The sequence below is a fragment of the Desulfovibrio sp. An276 genome (assembly GCF_002159665.1).
Lineage (GTDB): Bacteria > Desulfobacterota > Desulfovibrionia > Desulfovibrionales > Desulfovibrionaceae > Desulfovibrio > Desulfovibrio faecigallinarum.
Genome location: NZ_NFJC01000001.1, coordinates 336,010 through 351,602, shown reverse-complemented (window position 1 = coordinate 351,602; position 15,593 = coordinate 336,010). Strand labels below are relative to the sequence as shown.

12 protein-coding genes and 1 pseudogene are annotated in these 15,593 nt (G+C 46.1%); 9 read left to right on the top strand and 4 right to left on the bottom strand.

What is annotated here, in order from left to right; all coding sequences use genetic code 11:
- Positions 1-20: 20 nt before the first annotated feature.
- Together rplS and B5F76_RS01530 are read right to left on the bottom strand one after the other, a co-directional pair.
- Positions 21-368: a 50S ribosomal protein L19 gene (gene rplS / locus B5F76_RS01535; protein WP_087349960.1), complete on the bottom strand. Its 348-nt coding sequence runs from the start codon at positions 366-368 to the stop codon at positions 21-23.
- A 116-nt stretch (positions 369-484) separates the two neighbouring features.
- Positions 485-1,330, bottom strand: coding sequence for a TatD family hydrolase (locus B5F76_RS01530; RefSeq protein ID WP_087350259.1), 846 nt, complete (start codon positions 1,328-1,330; stop codon positions 485-487).
- A 360-nt stretch (positions 1,331-1,690) separates the two neighbouring features.
- Here B5F76_RS01530 and B5F76_RS01525 point away from each other — a divergent pair, with 360 nt between their 5' ends.
- The 9 genes and pseudogenes from B5F76_RS01525 to B5F76_RS14400 all read left to right on the top strand — a co-directional run bounded on the left by B5F76_RS01525 (position 1,691) and on the right by B5F76_RS14400 (position 12,688).
- Positions 1,691-2,656, top strand: coding sequence for a UDP-glucuronic acid decarboxylase family protein (locus B5F76_RS01525; RefSeq protein ID WP_087349958.1), 966 nt, complete (start codon positions 1,691-1,693; stop codon positions 2,654-2,656).
- Positions 2,657-2,859: 203 nt separating this feature from the next.
- The gene (locus B5F76_RS01520) at positions 2,860-3,306 is read left to right on the top strand and encodes a universal stress protein (RefSeq protein WP_087349956.1); all 447 of its coding nucleotides are present in this window, start codon (positions 2,860-2,862) and stop codon (positions 3,304-3,306) included.
- Between the two features lie 97 nt (positions 3,307-3,403).
- On the top strand, positions 3,404-4,531 hold the full coding sequence (gene hisC, locus B5F76_RS01515) for a histidinol-phosphate transaminase (protein ID WP_087349953.1): 1,128 nt from the start codon (positions 3,404-3,406) through the stop codon (positions 4,529-4,531).
- A pseudogene (gene cmk / locus B5F76_RS15530) lies at positions 4,531-5,196 on the top strand ((d)CMP kinase); the annotation flags it as partial. The gene hisC and the pseudogene cmk, both read left to right, overlap by 1 nt.
- Positions 5,197-5,229: 33 nt before the next feature.
- Positions 5,230-6,081 (top strand): hydroxyethylthiazole kinase, encoded by an 852-nt coding sequence (thiM, locus tag B5F76_RS15525; protein WP_275074516.1) that lies wholly within the window; start codon positions 5,230-5,232, stop codon positions 6,079-6,081.
- Positions 6,071-6,553 carry a YbaK/EbsC family protein gene (locus tag B5F76_RS01505; protein ID WP_087349951.1) on the top strand — a complete coding sequence of 161 codons (483 nt, stop codon included), beginning with the start codon at positions 6,071-6,073 and terminating at the stop codon, positions 6,551-6,553. Before thiM ends, B5F76_RS01505 begins: the two co-directional genes overlap by 11 nt.
- A gap of 543 nt (positions 6,554-7,096) precedes the next feature.
- The gene (locus tag B5F76_RS01500) at positions 7,097-8,032 is read left to right on the top strand and encodes a hypothetical protein (protein WP_087349949.1); all 936 of its coding nucleotides are present in this window, start codon (positions 7,097-7,099) and stop codon (positions 8,030-8,032) included.
- A 1,676-nt stretch (positions 8,033-9,708) separates the two neighbouring features.
- Positions 9,709-12,240, top strand: coding sequence for an AAA family ATPase (locus tag B5F76_RS01495; protein ID WP_087349947.1), 2,532 nt, complete (start codon positions 9,709-9,711; stop codon positions 12,238-12,240).
- Between the two features lie 4 nt (positions 12,241-12,244).
- Positions 12,245-12,688 (top strand): hypothetical protein, encoded by a 444-nt coding sequence (locus tag B5F76_RS14400; protein WP_144268357.1) that lies wholly within the window; start codon positions 12,245-12,247, stop codon positions 12,686-12,688.
- A gap of 146 nt (positions 12,689-12,834) precedes the next feature.
- On the opposite strand, the gene B5F76_RS01490 is transcribed toward B5F76_RS14400, so the two are convergent.
- The gene (locus B5F76_RS01490; protein WP_087349945.1) at positions 12,835-14,529 is read right to left on the bottom strand and encodes a vWA domain-containing protein; all 1,695 of its coding nucleotides are present in this window, start codon (positions 14,527-14,529) and stop codon (positions 12,835-12,837) included.
- Positions 14,530-14,548: 19 nt separating this feature from the next.
- The gene (locus tag B5F76_RS01485; RefSeq protein ID WP_239406909.1) at positions 14,549-15,589 is read right to left on the bottom strand and encodes a DUF3150 domain-containing protein; all 1,041 of its coding nucleotides are present in this window, start codon (positions 15,587-15,589) and stop codon (positions 14,549-14,551) included.
- Positions 15,590-15,593 lie beyond the last annotated feature (4 nt).

Sequence of the window (15,593 nt, the reverse complement as noted above, 5' to 3'; positions counted from 1 at the left end):
TTTTTTTGCAAGGATGAAGACTAGTAGCTGGTGCGGGGCTTGATGCGGGCAGCCTTGCCCTTGAGGGCACGCAGGTAGTAGAGGCGGCTGCGGCGCACGCGACCACGAGTCACAACGTCAACATGATCGATGAAGGGGGAGTTGAGGGGGAAGATACGCTCAACACCAACGCCTTCGGAGATCTTGCGCACCGTGAAGGTGCCGCCGGTGGTGCCGCGGTGAATGCGAATGACATTGCCCTGGAAAACCTGGATGCGCTGCTTTTCGCCTTCGATAATGCGCAGGTGAACCTTGATGGTGTCGCCGGAACGGAATTCCGGGATATCCATGCGCATATTTTCGCGTTCGATTTTGCGAATGATGTCCATTTAGGTGAGCTCCTGTACATGGCGCCATGACGCCTGATATTTTTCGGGTCCGGGCCCGAAATACAGCACGACTGTTTCTCTGGCCAGAGAATATTGCGGTTTTGGGAGGCCCTTCCTCATTGAGCCAGTGCCGGAAGCCTGTACAGCCTCCTGGCATTGTCGCCGCAGCGCTTCCACAACTCTTCTGCCTCAACGCCCAGGCATTCGGCCATGGTGCGTATGGTAAAGACCGTGTAGGCAGGCTCGTTGCGGGTCCCGCGCCAGGGCATGGGCGAGAGGTAGGGACAGTCCGTCTCCACAAGAAGTCTGTTGTCCGGAATGCAGGGGAGAGCCTCGCGAGCCTGTGGATTGTTCCGAAACGTCACTGTGCCGGGAAAGGAAACATACCAGTCGTGGGCAACAATGCGTTCGGCAAGGGCTCTGTCGGCACCAAAGCAGTGCCAGACGAGGGGATACCCCGAAAAGCCTTCTTTTTCAAGAATGGCTAAAGTTGGTTCTACCGCATCTCTGCAGTGTATGGCCACAGGCATGTCCAGCTCTCTTGCCAGGTGAAGCTGGGCCACAAAGGGTTCCAGCTGCTGGTCCGGGCTGGCTGTGCCTGGTTCCGTGCGGGAAAAGTCTAGCCCGATTTCCCCAATGGCCCGGATGCGGGGATTTTCCTGCACATGCCTGCGTATGGTCTCCAATGTTCGGGACGTAAACGTGGCTGTGTCGTCCGGATGGACGCCCAGCAGGAAGAACACTTCCGGATGATCGTCAAAAAGACGGGCTTCCTCGGGGAAGGTGTCCGGATTGAGGAAGACATTGGCGATTTGTGCCAGGCCGCAGGCCCTGGCCCTGGCCAACACATCTTCCCTGTCGACCGAAAACGCACCGGATGTCAGGTGGGCATGGCTGTCTACCCCGTAGGGGGGAAGTGCAACACTCAGCGGGTCTGTACGTTCCCTGTGCTTTTTGGACATGATCGACGCTCCGAAAAACTCCCTTGTGCCCGGGAAATTGGGGCAGGGGAGTTGCAAGGGCGGAACAATGCCCCGCATACGGCATGATGTCAAGCCTTTTTTGTCTTTTTCAGCCGCAAGTGTGGCGATGGGACCCTGCAAAATGCGGGATACAGCCAGGGTCCTTGCTGGGCCCGATTTGTCCCTTTTGCAAAACTGTCCAGGGCGTATGTATAGAAACAATGTAATCCTGCAGGGTTGTGTGCCCTTCTTTGGAGTTCACAGACGGCTGTATCTTTGATACCATTGCTTCACGGCCCGGAGTCTGGTTCCGGGACCAAATAATCGCCAAAAACGTCAAAACGTCATTCAGGGACGGGCATGCAAATCAATACACAGCGAAAAAGCATCTTGGTTACAGGCGGGACCGGATTTTTGGGCGCCCATTTATGCAAGCGTCTGCTTGACGCGGGCCACGAGGTCCTTTGCGTGGACAACTTTTTCTCGAGTTCCAGATCCAATGTGGCGGAACTCATGGACAATCCGCGCTTTGAGCTCTTGCGCCACGACATCTGCATTCCCCTCTATGTGGAAGTGAACGAGATCTACAATCTGGCCTGCCCTGCCTCCCCCATACACTATCAGCACGATCCCGTGCAGACCATCAAGACCTGCGTCAACGGGGCAACAAACATGCTTGGTCTGGCCAAGAGGGTGCACGCGCGCATCTTCCAGGCATCCACAAGCGAAGTCTATGGTGACCCGGAAGTGCACCCCCAGGTCGAATCCTACTGGGGGCACGTCAATCCCAACGGCATCCGTTCCTGCTACGATGAAGGCAAGCGTTGTGCCGAGGCGCTCTTTTTCTCCTACTGGCGCCAGCACAACATTTCCATCAAGGTGGGACGCATTTTCAACACCTACGGACCAAAGATGCATCCCCATGACGGCCGGGTGGTCTCGAATTTCATCATTCAGGCCCTGCAGGGTGAGCCCATTACCATTTACGGCAATGGCGAGCAGACCAGATCCTTCTGCTATGTCGACGATCTCATAGAGTGCATGGTGCGCTTCATGCAGACGCCGGACGATTTCATAGGTCCCATGAATATGGGCAATCCCGGCGAGTTCACCATTCGCGAACTGGCAGAGAAGGTTGTGGAACTGACGGGAAGTTCTTCCAAAATAGTCTATGAGCCCCTGCCAGGCGATGACCCGAGGCAGCGCAGACCCAACATCGACCTTGCCAGGAAGATGGTGGGCTGGGAACCAAAGGTCAGGCTCGAAGAGGGTCTTAAAAAGACCATAGCCTATTTTGAAGAACTGCTTAGGGAAGGCTGGCAGTAGTCCCGGGAAAGGAGGGAAAGCCGAACCACCTTGGGTTCTTCTTTCGGCACATTGGGGCAAATCCGTCATCCCGTGTACCTTGACGAAAAAACAGGGACAGCAAATCCGGTTACAGGCGCCAGGCGGCCGGCCCTCAAGGCCCTGCGGCGCGTCCATACTATGAGCATTGCTTCCGGAACAAGCCGGAAGCCTGGAGGAGAGTCATGAACGTCAGGAAGATTATGTGTGCAGTGGACCTGTCCGAAGACAGCAAGCCCATAGCTACCTATACGGCAAAGATGGCCAAGGCCCTGGGTGCCAAGGTGCTGGTCATTTACGCAGCACCCTCCCTGAGTCAGTACGTTGGTTTCCATGTGCCCCCGAACACCATCGAGACCTTTGTGGATGAAATCATCTCCGGTGCGGACGAGAACATGAAGGCCTTTGTGGAGGAGAACTTCCAGGGTGTGGAAGCAGAGGGCAAGGTGCTTGTGGGCTATGCCTCCGAGGAAATCCTGCGCCATTCTGTCGAGGACGGTTGTGACCTCATTGTCATGGGCACGCATGGCCGCAAGGGCATAGACCGCATTCTCTTCGGTTCCGTGGCAGAAAAGGTTGTGCAGAATTCGACCATACCTGTGCTGACGGTTCGCCCGGAGGACCTGGACTAGTTTTTTTGCCAAATGTCGTATGGCGGCTGACGGTCGATGAGCGAAAAGCAGTCTTCCGTCAGCCTTTCTGTCTTATATTTTGTTCAAGGAAAACAAGATGTTTGAAAACGTTGTCCGTCCCGAGATACGGGCCCTGAAACCCTATGTGCCTGGTCGCTCCATTGACGAAATCCGCGAGGAATACGGTCTTGAGCACGTAGTGAAAATGGCAAGCAACGAAAATCCCCTGGGCGTCTCCAATCTGGTCAAGGAGGCTTTGGGGCGGCACGCAGATACGGTGTTTCGCTACCCCACAGGAGGCAACCCCCGTCTGGTCAGGGCTCTTGCCGAACAGTGGAAGACGGACCCTGCCCGCATAGTTGTGGGAAACGGCTCGGATGAAATCATAGACATGCTCGTGCGCATGCTGGCCGTTGCCGGGCGTGACAACGTGGTCTGCTTCAGACCCTGCTTTTCGCTCTATCCCATACAGTCCCTCATCCAGGGCGTGGAAATACGCCGCCAGCCTGTCAACGCGGACTTTTCCTTTGATTTTGACAAACTCCTGGGGCTGGTGGATGAGAACACCCGTCTTGTCTTTGTCACAACTCCGGACAATCCCTCGGGGTTTTGCCCAAGGCCGGACGACGTCAAGGCTCTGGCCCAAAGGCTTCCCCAAAACTGCCTGCTCGTCATAGACGAAGCCTACATGGACTTCGCTCCTGCCGAAAACGAGAGGGAGGCTGACTGGTCCCTGTTCAAGCGTGGGGATCTGCCGGACAATGCCTGCGTCATCAGAACATTTTCCAAGAGCTACGGTCTTGCCGGACTGCGCATAGGGGTTGGCATACTGCCTTGCGAGCTTGCTTCCTACTACTGGAGGGCAAGGCTTCCCTTCTCGGTCAATATCCTGGCCGAAGAGGCTGTGCTTGCAGCCCTGGAAGACAAGGCTTTCCGCGAGCTGACGTTGAAGACCGTGCGCGAGGGCAGGGAGCTCTTGCAAAAAGGCCTTGCCGATCTTTCCTGCACGGTTTTGCCCAGCAGGGCCAATTTCCTCATGTTCATGCCGCCAAAGTCCTTGAGTGCGGACAGTTTGTACAAAGGCCTGCTTGAAAGGGGCATTATAGTGCGTGCCCTGGCAAGCTACGATCTGCCAGAATACATACGCGTGAGCATTGGCAACGAGGAAGAAAACAGGCTCTTTTTGCAGGAAACAGCCAAGATACTGGCCGGGAGTGCCAAGTAATGTCTGCCCGCCTTATTGTGACTATCGACGGTCCTGCCGGAGTCGGCAAGACAACCATGGCAAAGAAGACGGCAGGGGCCCTTGGCATTGCCTATCTGGACACCGGCGCCATGTTCCGCACCCTTGCCTTGCGCCTTGGCAGGGGCATCGAGAACAGTGGAGAAGAGGAGATTCGAACTCGCGCGGAAGAACTTTCCTTCAGCCTCGAGGGTGTGGGGGAGAAGACAGCGCTTGTGTGCAACGGCCAGGTGGTAGGCAGGGAGATACGCACCGAGGAGGTCGGACAGATGGCCTCGCGCATTGCGGCCCTTCCTGTCATTCGCGACATCCTGAAGGAAGCCCAGAGAGCAATGGGCAAAAGCACGGATCTCGTGGTGGAAGGCCGTGACATGGGTACGGTGATTTTCCCGAAGGCTGCCTGCAAGTTTTTCCTGGACGCAGCACCAAGGGTAAGGGCCGAACGTCGCAAGGCGGATCTCGAGGCCATGGGTGCCACTGTTGACCTCGATGAGCTTGAGGCCCAGATAGTGGAGAGGGACAGAAGAGATCGCACCCGCAAGGTAGCCCCCTTGAAGCCCGCAGAGGACGCCACGGTCATTGACACCTCCTTCATGACACGAGAGGAGGTGCTCTCCACCATACTCAAGGCAGTTTCCCGCAGCGGCAGGGCCAAGAAGGCTTTTGCCCAGGGGGCCTATTTGGGGCATTTCCTGGAAAGGGTGCGCGAGGCGCGGCCTCTTGTGCACTTCATTACCAATTTTGTGACGGTCAACGATTGCGCGAACATAACGCTTGCCACCGGTGCCTCGCCGATTATGGCAGACGCTCCGGAGGAGATGGCAGAGGTCACTTCCATATGCGATGCCCTTGTCATCAACATGGGAACGCTCAATGCCCGCACGGCAGCAAGCATGGTTGCTGCAGGCAAGGCTGCAAGCAAGGCCGGACACGTGGTTGTCTTTGACCCGGTGGGAGCCGGAGTTTCCGCCCTGCGCAATGAAACTGCGCACAACATCCTGCAGGAGGTCAGGCCCACGCTCATTCGCGGCAATCTGTCCGAAATACGCTACCTTGCCCTGGGGCTTGGGGGCTCGCACGGCGTAGACGCAGCGCAGGGCGACAGTGTGACCATCGACAACATCCATACCCACGCGGACATGATTCTGCATTTTGCAAGACGTCAGCAGTGCGTGGTTGTGGCATCCGGGCCCATCGACATTGTGAGCGACGGCAGAAAGGTCTTTTGCGTGCACAATGGCTGTTCCTTCATGGGCAGGATAACGGGAACAGGGTGCATGGCATCGGGCGTTCTGGCTGCCTTTGCCGCAGCTGGCAGGGACAGGCTTTTCGAAGCAGCCGTGGCTGCCACGGTTTGCATGGGCGTTGCCGGAGAGATGGCAGCAAGGCGTCTGAAGAAGGGCGAAGGAACAGGGAGCTTCAGAACGTATCTTCTGGACGCGGTAAGCTGCCTGAAACCAAGGGAGCTCGACAGACAGGCCAGGCTGGAATGCCTTGCGCCAGAGAAAGGAGGAGAAGGCAATGTCGATTGAAAAGGCCCGGGCTGCTTTGGCAGCCTTCGGTGCGGACACAAGGATACGCGAATTCGAGGTGTCAAGCGCAACGGTTGCCCTGGCAGCCGAGGCTCTGGGCTGTGAACCGGCCCGTATTGCCAAAACCCTTTCCTACAAGCTGAACGATGGATCGGTTATACTGATCGTCACAAGTGGCGACACGCGGGTGGACAACAAGCTTTTCAAGGCCCGTTTTGCCTGCAAGGCAAAGATGCTGAGTCCCGAGGAGGCTGTGGAATACGTAGGCCACGCTGTGGGCGGTGTCTGCCCCTTTGGTGTGCCGGACACTGTAAAGGTGTTTCTCGACATCTCCATGAAGCGCTTTGCCACGATCTTTCCCGCCTGCGGCAGCAGCAACAGTGCGATAGAGCTTGACTGCGAGGAGCTTGAGCGCTTTTCCCGTGCAGAGGCCTGGGTAGACGTGTGCTCTGGCTGGGAAAGAGAGGTCTAGGACTGAACACTGACTCCTTGGCTTTCAGGACGGAAATTCTGGCGCAAACCCTGCTCTCTGTGGGGGATGCGCCACTTTTGTTGCGACGAAAACACGCAGCCTTGTGTGGCAAAATGGTGACAACCCTGAACATGGCCCAAAAGTGGGGAGAAGCAGGGGCAAAAACAACAAAACGAGTCAAAGACAAGCCTGTCCTGTCAGGAAACAGGGAGTGAATACAAGGTAATGGCAGGTATTGGTGCTGTCCTGAGCTCGGCCCCCAGGCTTGCTGCTCGTTTTTGGAGGACAAGGGAGAGGTGAAAAAAGCCGGAAAGTCGTAACAAAAAGGTCATATTTGGGGGCAAGGCTTCCTGGGCTTCTCAAAAACAAGAGAAAAATCACTCTGTTATCATGATGCGCTCTTGCTCTGACATATGGAAAAAGGAGTTGCGGAAAACGGGATGTACGTTGCCCTTTTGGTTTTTCTGGAGTAGTTTTTCCAAAAATCTTCAAGCTGTTGGAGCTTGAGGGAAAAACTCTTGAAGAGACGTTTGAGGAGACGTTATGAAAAAGCTGATGCTGCTTGTGGCCGTCCTGTGCGCCCTGAGTGTTCTTGCACCTCAGGCTCAGGCAAAACCGGAGCCCGGAGCCAAGTACGACTACATACTGAAAGACGTGTTTCCTGTTGCCGGACGTCAGGGTGTGACCTGCGATGGCAAGTACATCTACGTGAGCTGCTCCAAGGCTCTCTACAAGTACGACATGAAGGGCAAGCTCGTTGCCTCCAACAAGAACCCCTTCGAGGGCTATGCCATTCCCTCCAACCACATTGGCGACATCGATGTCTACAACGGTGAGCTGTATGTGGGCGCAGAGGTCTTTGTGGATGGCGTGGGCAAGGACATCCAGATTGCCGTCCATGATGCCGAGACCCTGAAGTACAAGAGGACCTTCAAGTTCGAACCCAAGTCCGGCCAGATGGAAGTCAGCGGCATCACCGTTGACCCCGTGAAGAAGACCGTGTGGATGTGCTCCTGGGTCGGCGAGGAAAGCGGCCGCTACCTGTATGAGTACGACCTCAAGGGCAATTATTTGCGCAAGGTGCATCTGCAGCCCGTGCCGCAGTGGGTTCAGGGCGTGTTCTACTACAAGGGTTCCCTGTACATGACTGCCGACGACGGCACTGCCGATCTGAACGAGCCCGATCACCTCTATCGCATCGACATCACTTCTGCCACCAACGCCCACGTGTACCTTGAAAAGTGTTTTGACGAAGCCATTCGCCAGGGCGAGATCGAGGGCCTGTGCGTTGATCCTTCCACCGGCGATCTGCTTGTGCACATGAACCGTGGCGCCCAGATCGTGCTTGGCATGACCAAGGGCCTCTATCCCGGCTACAAGGAAGAGATCCACGAGATCTACAGATACGAGATGATCCCCGCCAAGAAGGGACCCAAGCCTCCGCTGCCTCCCATGCCCGCACCCAAGCCCGCAAAGTAGGCTCTGAAGACTGAATTTTTCTCCCCCAAACATGTATAATGCCCGCTTGCCATTGAGGCTTGCGGGCATTTTTGCTGGGGGCGACAGTGCCCAGGAGTTCTTCTTTCCCTCCAAAACTGTCAGAGCCTTCATTGTGAACGCCCTCCGCGAGGGATACCAACAGGGATACCAGATATCAGAGATGACAGGCCGAAATTGGGGAGGACGAAAGCAGGGCAGCCGCATAAGGGGAACGCGACAGGTTACCACAAAGTTACCAAAAGGTTACCCAAAAGTTACCACTACAAAGAAAAAGGTTACGGCAGTACCGTAACCCATTGATTTCCTTGGTGGAGAAGAGGAGATTTGAACTCCCGACCCCCGCAATGCGAAGGAGAAAAATTGTAATAATAACCAAATAAATTCAACGGGTTAAAGAAAATTTATTTGGCAAAAAAAGCATTTTCAACGCTTCACTCGCGCAGGAAAGAGCTTCTCCATGAGGTTGGCAGCCTATAACTTTATTCCTGACAATACTGAACTAGTGTCTAAATTGAAAAGTTAACAAATTTATAAATTTCTGAAATCATTAGATTTCATAGCTAAATGGTATGGCGAACTTTTTCAATGAGGTACTAGTGTCCTTCAAAAATAAAAAAGTATACTTTTTTTAGTATATGTCATTGTTAAAGTCAATCATTTTTTTTTAATAACTACCCATGAGTCGAACGGCATGCCTCTATCAATGAAGCTTGGTTAACCCCATTCCCAGTGGGTACGTCGGTTATAGGGATGCTAAAGGCATAAGTTTCTTAAAATTTGATTACTTAGAGACATAAAAAATAACAAAAGTTCTTTATAAGCGTTAATGTAATAGAAATATGTGTATTTTTTTTGTAATGTACTTATCCTATTTATATAGAGCAAAGCATAAGTAGGACTGATTTTAGCTGTCAACAGAGGATCTAATTCAAGTCTCTCTAGATCGCAATGGGACTTAAACCGAGTCCTTCTGAAGGATAAAGTTTAGACACCTTTTTACTAGATGTGGAGAATAAGCTTGGCTAAAACGAAGCTAACAGTCTATATTAACTGAAATATCATATCGATGATTGACGACATGTCTCCAACGCCCTTTCCTCCCACAAGGGGAGGAAAGGGCGTTTAGAGCGGGCATATTAACGGGTAAGCTAGGAGTGCGTATTGGCCAATATTTTGTGAAAAAGCTTGACTACAAAGTTGCCCACAGAGAACTAGCGAAAACATGAAGTTTAATATATTTTTCAATTCGTTGAGAGGAAATCCTCGCTTAGCTCTGAGATAATATTTTGTATCAACTAGATTGCTTTTCTTGTGAAATTTGATTTAAAGCCTGTATAAACATCTGCACTACATTATAGAAAAATCTTGGTATAGAATATATATGCTAAAAAAAGTATTGATATTTTGTTTATAAAATATTTAATTTATTGCCTGTATATATTTAAATTGTGAGGGTGGGTGTTAATGAATAAATTATAAATATATTAAATTGCTTTTTAAATAAAATATTGCTATATGTAAAAGTAAATATAATTATAGTTTTTATAAGAAAATAAAAAAAATATTAATCTTTATATAATTATAAAAATACAGTGTGTAAAATATAATAATATATTATTTTTATAACTAATATAATTAAATAAAGCAGGAAAAATATGCAAAAAAAATTTTTTAATATAAATAATCAGCATAAAATAATTATATTTAAAGATTTTAATACACAATATATTCAAAATAATCATAAATTATTTAAAATATATCATGATGTTGAAAGAGGAATAGTATTAGATTATATTGATAATGATCATAATAATTTTTTAGAAAAAGAAAATAATTTATTTCATAACAAATTGTTAGACAATAATTTTACAAATAAAGAATGTATAGAATATAATCAAAATGCATTAAAGAATATAGAAAAATATTTGCTTGAAAATAACACAGCTAATATCTATGGAATAGATTCTCCTGAATTAAGTGAAAGATTTTTTATGTGTGTAGTTGAACAATATATATTTTATAACTATTTTTATGAGCATGATGATGATTTTCTTTTATTAAATAAAATAGATAAATATATTCAAATAGATTTAATTGATCTTTCTATAAATAATATCTTCTTGGCAAACAAATTTTATATTCATTATATTGATTTTATATATAATTATTGTGAACAAAATGAACAAATTATTATTTGCTTGCCATCAGATGTGCAAACACAACATATATTAAATCGAATTCAATTTCCGATAATTAAACAAAATACATCTGTATATAAAATGCTAGGAAATCTTTTTGATGATAATCCTATTAAATTAATAAATATATATCCTTGCGAGAATATATTAACAAGCACAAATTTTCAACAATATATTGAATATTTTCAATATAATTATACAAATACACCATATTCTTATATTCAATGGGAATCTAATTGTATTTCAAGAGGTAATTCTTTTATATCTCTATATGCTTATATGAATAACTGTAGTTATCAAACAGCTATAAGTGAAATCATAAATAAATATAAGAAGAAATTTGAAAAATCTGATATCACATTATATAAAAGTATATTATTAAATCATAATTATATATTTAGTATGGCACAAAGATATGGATTTAAGTATTGTAATAGTTATCCTATATATAAAACAAAAAATGAAATAGGTGCATACATATTTGAGTTTAATTACAAAGATTTTAAATTTTATGTGCAGACATATTTATCTAATAATGAATTTGTTTTTCAATATAATAAAGAACAAAAAAGATTATTTTTAAATCATGAAAAATTTATAGATGAAGAATATATTGATTGTGATGTAGTATTGTTTCAAGATATGAGGGCTGCTATAGAATTTCAAAAAACAAATTATTATAATACAAATATTATCACAGCACATTTAGATCAAAATCTCAAAAAATATGATTGGACTTTTTTTGCAAATAGGGATGTCTATTTCATTTGTGCACCATCAGTTAAATATATGGCAAGAGTTAAAGGTTATTATGATATATTAAAAAATATTGTATCTAACTTTAAAATATATCCATGGTTTGTTTTACCTTATGATGAATATGACTCATATCTATCTATAGATATTAGCATGTATAAATCTAGTAGTATATTTGATAATGATGATAATGAATGTGAATCATATATTTTTAAAGAAGAAAATCTATCAGATAATGAAAAGAAGATATTAAAAGAATCTGGATTCATTTTAAATGGTAATAAACCAGGTGTTTATAAAAAATTTAATAATTATATTGAAATTAGTTTGCAAGAAATTAAAAATGAATCTATTTCATATCAAGATTATATTGAATGGGGATATAATTTAGGTATATTTAAACGTCCTAATATATTAAATGAAAATGAAGTTCTTAAAACTTCAAATTTATTAAAATACTCTCGAATGTTGCCTCCTGATGATATTTCAAAAGTGTCTATTCAACATTTATTTGCAAGAAAAAAATATACTTTTATATATGGTGCAAAAGATGTTGGAAAAAGTTATGTTTGTTTATCTATTGTTTCTTCAATTATTAATAATAATAAATTATTTAATATGTTTAATATAGAAAATGCCTATGGAAATATTCTTTATATTGATGGAGAGACAGAGCCATCTATTTTGCGAGCAAGATTGGAGCAATTTAATATAGATATTGAAGATAAAAGTAAAAACAATAAATTATTTTTATTATCAAAAATTGCAGGGATGGAAGGGGGAAATAAATTAAGTTTTAATCTATTTGATGATAATTTTTTAGGAGAAATAAAAAAGTTTGTTACAAACAAATCGTATAAATGTAAATATATTGTTATAGATAACTTAACAACTTTAGCAAGCGGTGAAATATATAATACACAAAATGTAAGTAAATTATTTAATAAACTTGATAGTTTTCAAGAGTTAGATGTTTGCTTAATTATTATTCACCATGCTGATGAAAGTAAGTCAGAAGTAAATTCTAGAATGCGTGGAAGTGATGAATTTCATATACGTGCACATACAGAGATTTTTATTATAGATGGTAAACAATACATACTAAATAATAATTTATTTGATAAAAAAAATGGACTAAACATAGGAATTTACTTTAATGTTTGTAAATCAGCTGCTATTTTGAAAAATAAATATTTTTGGTTACATCTTCCATTTAATAAAAAAAGAATTTGAATATTTGGGAGAGACAGATGAATTAATTAATAAAAATAATAATTTAAATAGTAAAAGTTGTTCTAATGATAAAAATGATTTTATAAATAAGAAAAATAATGAATTTATTGATAATATTGACAATAAAAATTTAGAATATGAATTGTCTTCTCTTCGTGAAAATACTTTTTCTGAAGATAGCATATATTACAGCCTTTTTGGAAACGATAAAATAATTATTGATTATGCACTTAATAATAACTTAGATAGTATTGATAAATATTTTAAAAATAGTGATATAAGAAAATTATTAAATATTGGAGATGCTGGGTCAGATATGAATAAAATAAGACTACAACTTTTTCGATTGGTGGAAAGAAATATTTTATATACATGTGGAGAAAATAAAGGCAAAAAATACTGGCTTAATAAAGAAACATTAAAACAAATTAATAAAAATAATGATTAATATTCTTCTTGTATATGATAGGATCCAACAACTTGGATCCTATCATAAATATATTAAAATTGTTTATAGATAATTTAGTCTTCGTTATTAAATATTTCTTCAGCTGCCTTGAGAACGATGATTGCAATATCTATCCAACCCATAAGTCACCTCCTTGTGACTAGTTGTTTGTGAAGGATGCGGTAGAGAGCGGGGGCGAGTTCGGAGAGCGATGTGATTGTCTCACTGCTGGATGGCAGGAAGCCACCAAGTACCCGGGATTGAATGCCTATGCCTCCAATCTCGAAATTGCTTGCTTGAAGTCTCTGTATGGCTTTCGTGGCGAGGATGTGGTCGTCAGGCTCTCCATCCGTGATCAGCAGGATGAGCTTGCGCTTTTCCTTCAGGGGAACCATCTGTGTTGCTACCCAGCACAGAGCTTCGGCCAGTGGAGTGGAACCACTGGCCTGCACGTTCATTGGCCTGAGTCTTTTCCCGTGACGTTTGAGGGGAAAGACGGTCGGTAGCAAATCGGCTGTCTGTTGGCCGGGGAACGTAGTGATGCCTACGTTGAGCCCCGGTATCCGTGTCAGAGCGGTAGCCACCGCATAGCAGGCTGCCGTAGCCAGCTCCATGTCACTACTCATGGACGCAGAAGAATCCAGTAGGATATGGACCGCCGTATCGGTGTCCTCTACAGGATTTGACTGGAGGAAAACTCGTGGATTTGCGGTAGCCAATCGGTAGAGATGGTGTCCGTCTGTCCGTCCCCTTCTTCCGAGTGAATTTCTCTTGAGAGTCTGGGCCTGCAACAGAGCTTGCAGCTTCATGCCCATGGCTCTGGATGTTGTCTGTGTTTCCTTGAGCAATGCGTCTGGTAATGGTGTTGTTTGCGTTGGGGATACGACTGCCAATCGCATTCCATGCGTTGTGTTTGCGTTTGCAGTCAGTTGCGCAGAGAGCTTTTCATCAAGATTTTCAGGGAGTTCATCGGCAGTGGCCTCCAGACACTGCTTCAGCAAATTTTCTCCTTGTGATTTGTCCGAGTCAGGGTTGGCAGGGGTAGTGTTGGAAGAGGAGGGAGTGGTAGAATCGTTGGAGATAGTCGAGGAATGTGTACTTGGGGGATCTGTCTGGTGATTGCTGGCAGAGGTATGAATAGCCTCCTGTTTTCGTCGGGATGCGTTGTCTTTGCTGTCGGAATGCTGTGCGGAATTGTTATGATTGGGTGCAAAGTGTTCCTCCTTCGATTTTTGTTCCAGCAGGTGAAGGATGCGATGCGTGAAAGAGATGCTGTCGTGGGTACTGCGGCAGTGGTCTGGGATATCCTCCAAGATGGCGTCCAAATCTTTCTTGAGCGATCCCCAAAGACCGGAAATAACAGCTGCATATTTATCGCATTGGGCAAGCAGGTCAGGTACGTCCCAGGAGCGCAGTGTCAGCAAGATGTAGTTTAAAACAGGAAAGGACGGCATTTCACCGTCCTTTCCCTGTTCCATGAACATATGGCGTATTAGCCAGTCAAAATGTCTTCGACACCCAGGGTATCGTTTCACCAGTTCGTGCTCGATGCGCCAGTCCTCTATGGCATTCCAAATGAAGAATCCGGTTGGACTCAGGTTGGCCGCTTTCACGGCCTGAAAATCGGTAAACCTGATATGGGCAGCCTCGTGGTCAATGTATCCGTTGATTAGACCGAGCATCTCCTCCTCTCCGTCCATAGGGAGAGGAGGGATGTATATGGTGTCGCCGTCTGTGCAGGCTGTATCAAATCCTCTTGTTTGTACCTTCACGCCCAGTTTGTCACCGAGCATGGAGGCTACAAGGGGCAGGGCTTGTCCGATGTCTTTTGTCCTGTTCATCTAGTCTCCTTTCGTCACCCTACCATAACCCCATGCTGTCCAGGTGGGAGACAGGAATGGCTGTTTGGTCAACCAGGGTGTCTGGATTGGAATTGTCCTGCGAATTGGATTGGCTGGGGAGTCCCCCAGCATCTTCTTCAGTGAGTTCGGCGATTGGAGCGAGCTGATCGCTGTTCCAGTTCATAAGCATATTCTCAGCAGACGAGTCCGTCATAATAGCCTGTGACTGGGCCAGAAGAGAATCCGTGTCCTTGAACATGCAGATGAGTCCCTGAAGAGTGAGCAGAGGAGCACCCACGATGTTTCCCTTTTTGGGCATCTTGGAGAGGGCGGTATCAATGAGCTGCACGGCAGGCAGGACATGGGGATCAACGAAGGATAGGCCAGCAAGCTTGTCCCTCATGGTTTTGATCGGAGAAAGCGCCTTGTGGGTCACTTCTGTTCTGCCCTCAAAGACCTTCTTCCAAATGTCGGCTGCATCACGCGAGATCTCCTGAAAGAGTGTCGTTCCGAGGTTTCCGACTTCTTCACCCAGTCCAGATTCAAGTTCGGTAGTGTCATTGCTCAGTTGGGCCGCTGGCATGACACGGAACATTTGCCATACGAAATTCATACGGGAATCGACGTATTCTCTGCTGACGGTCGATCCCTTGGTGATTCCCGCCCATGTGGGATGTCTGGCAATCCAGTCTTCTATAGCTGCGTCATAACCAGAAAGAAAATCCTCCTTTTCCACGAAGAAATTGTCCCGTATATCGCAAAGGCCCTGTATGACTTCCGACGCCTTGTCTTCGGGAATAGCCCATCCAGACAGGAAGCGGACGCCTACCTTGTTCAGAAGAGTGACGGCACGGGCCTTGAGCTTGAGGAAGACGTTGAGGCGAGCCGGATCACAGATTTTCTTGGAGCCCAGAGAGGCCAAATCTTCCGGCGGCAATTCGATTCCACCAAAGTCTTCTGCCGTGAGTTTTCTTCTTGCGGACCACAGGGTGATGTCCAGATTGATGACAAGAATGTTATCAAGAACTTGTATGGGTGTGACCAGTGTCTGTGTTTCCATGAGA

Coding starts and splice junctions, on each gene's coding strand:
- hisC (WP_087349953.1), top strand. CDS start 3,404: ATGTTTGAAAACGTTGTCCGTCCCGAGATACGGGCCCTGAAACCCTAT.
- B5F76_RS01500 (WP_087349949.1), top strand. CDS start 7,097: ATGAAAAAGCTGATGCTGCTTGTGGCCGTCCTGTGCGCCCTGAGTGTT.
- rplS (WP_087349960.1), bottom strand. CDS start 368: ATGGACATCATTCGCAAAATCGAACGCGAAAATATGCGCATGGATATC.
- B5F76_RS01495 (WP_087349947.1), top strand. CDS start 9,709: ATGCAAAAAAAATTTTTTAATATAAATAATCAGCATAAAATAATTATA.
- B5F76_RS01520 (WP_087349956.1), top strand. CDS start 2,860: ATGAACGTCAGGAAGATTATGTGTGCAGTGGACCTGTCCGAAGACAGC.
- B5F76_RS01505 (WP_087349951.1), top strand. CDS start 6,071: ATGTCGATTGAAAAGGCCCGGGCTGCTTTGGCAGCCTTCGGTGCGGAC.
- B5F76_RS01530 (WP_087350259.1), bottom strand. CDS start 1,330: ATGTCCAAAAAGCACAGGGAACGTACAGACCCGCTGAGTGTTGCACTT.
- B5F76_RS01525 (WP_087349958.1), top strand. CDS start 1,691: ATGCAAATCAATACACAGCGAAAAAGCATCTTGGTTACAGGCGGGACC.
- B5F76_RS01490 (WP_087349945.1), bottom strand. CDS start 14,529: ATGAACAGGACAAAAGACATCGGACAAGCCCTGCCCCTTGTAGCCTCC.
- B5F76_RS01485 (WP_239406909.1), bottom strand. CDS start 15,589: ATGGAAACACAGACACTGGTCACACCCATACAAGTTCTTGATAACATT.